Here is a 1474-nt window from a genome sequence, read left to right as displayed (position 1 = left end):
ATCTACAACATCGGGGTGAAACCTTCGGGGAGTAGCCCCTTATTTTTATTCAACTAACGTTTCAACTGGAATCTTTTTGTCGGACAGTAGTGATTCTGAATTTGTAATTGTCGTAAAGCTACATTGATAAGCAAACGATGTAAACAGCCAATATCTGTTCTTAAATTTATAACCACCACCAATTTCGGCAAGGCCTGCGAAGTCAAATTTTGTAACTCGACTGGTCACATCAAATGTTTCATTTCCTGTCACCTTTCCGTCTGTGTTAAAAGTTGGTGATACTGTCTTGGCGTCAACTAGTAAAGATGGTATTACTCCGATATTTGTAAATCCATAAAACTTATTTCCAATGTTAAATCCTGTCTTTATTGGGAGTGAAACATAGTCGTCGTTGAATTTAGTTGTATATTTTTCACCCGTTGGGTTTCCTAAATTATCGGTGAAAACAATGTCGTTAGTAAAGCCCCGCTGATTGTAAATTAAGTCCGCCCCAACTGAAAAATGTTTTTTAAATAAATATTCGTATGTCAGTCCAGCGGATATTCCAGTCCTAAAGTCGTTTTGGTTTACAAAATTGCTTGTAGTAATATTCGTCCAGTTAGCCCCACCTTTCACTCCGATAAGGTGATTTTGTCCAGCAACTTTAAAAGTTGTAATTGTCAAGATGATTAAGAATATTTGTTTCATTGTCTGTCGTTATGTGGTGTCGTTTAATAATTGGCTATAACGGTTTGCAGCTACAAGAAGTTGGCGATTTCGAAGCGCTAAACTATCCGCCAGTACTGGACTTGATACGAAACGCAGTATTTGATTTAACCACTGAACCGGCAATTTCTTGTAGCTGCTGTTAGCTGTTCGTTATTTTATTTTCCACGCATAATATCAAGTTCATACATAGCTTGATTGTCCAATTGTATTTCTAACCACTCGTCAAAATCTTCTATAAGTTCTGGAGCAAGTTTCAACGCTTCTCCTAGCTCTGTAACATTTTTTAGTCTTATAGGATTTAAACCAACAAGCAGGTCTGAATATACTTCTTTTGTTTCTTTGTCTACGAAGTCATCAGGGTTGTTTGAAACATATATTAAGTCATATAATGCTGGGACTTCATTCTCAACAAATTCGCAAATATTCCTAAGAATTAATGCGTCATTGAAATTGTTCTTATTGTTTTGAAATGGAGGATTTTTATTTGTGGAGAGCTCTGCAATAAATAATTTTTGTGCTTCTGTGGTTTCAATTATGATACAGGATTTCATAAATGCTTCTACTTCTTCAACACGTTCTTCGGCTTTTTTTATTCTATTCGCTTCATCTTTATACTCAGAAATAGTATTCAAATAATTTGTCTTTGCGTCACCCTGCAAATAGTTAGAAAGATTGGCTGTAATCTAAAAAAATGTTGTTGATAATATTTTGTTAGCATTAAAATGCTGCACTAACCTGAATTACTCCACTATTCCAATTTTGCGAC

2 protein-coding genes are annotated in these 1474 nt (G+C 35.2%); both read right to left on the bottom strand.

Going from position 1 to position 1474, the window contains the following annotated elements:
* Window positions 1-45: 45 nt before the first annotated feature.
* Window positions 46-687 carry a porin family protein gene (locus tag BLS65_RS17735; RefSeq protein WP_092441117.1) on the bottom strand — a complete coding sequence of 214 codons (642 nt, stop codon included), beginning with the start codon at window positions 685-687 and terminating at the stop codon, window positions 46-48.
* Window positions 688-863: 176 nt separating this feature from the next.
* A complete protein-coding gene (locus tag BLS65_RS17730; protein ID WP_092441116.1) occupies window positions 864-1367 on the bottom strand; it encodes a PIN domain-containing protein in 504 nt (167 codons plus the stop codon).
* Between the last annotated feature and the right edge of the window lie 107 nt (window positions 1368-1474).

Origin of the sequence: Williamwhitmania taraxaci (genome assembly GCF_900096565.1) — a bacterium.
Taxonomy (GTDB): Bacteria; Bacteroidota; Bacteroidia; order Bacteroidales; family Williamwhitmaniaceae; genus Williamwhitmania; species Williamwhitmania taraxaci.
The sequence above is the reverse complement of the archived record's forward strand: the minus strand, read 5'-3'. Positions and strand labels throughout refer to the sequence as shown.

Excerpts from the sequence above, each read along its gene's own strand:
- BLS65_RS17735 (WP_092441117.1), bottom strand. The coding sequence starts at position 687 with ATGAAACAAATATTCTTAATCATCTTGACAATTACAACTTTTAAAGTT.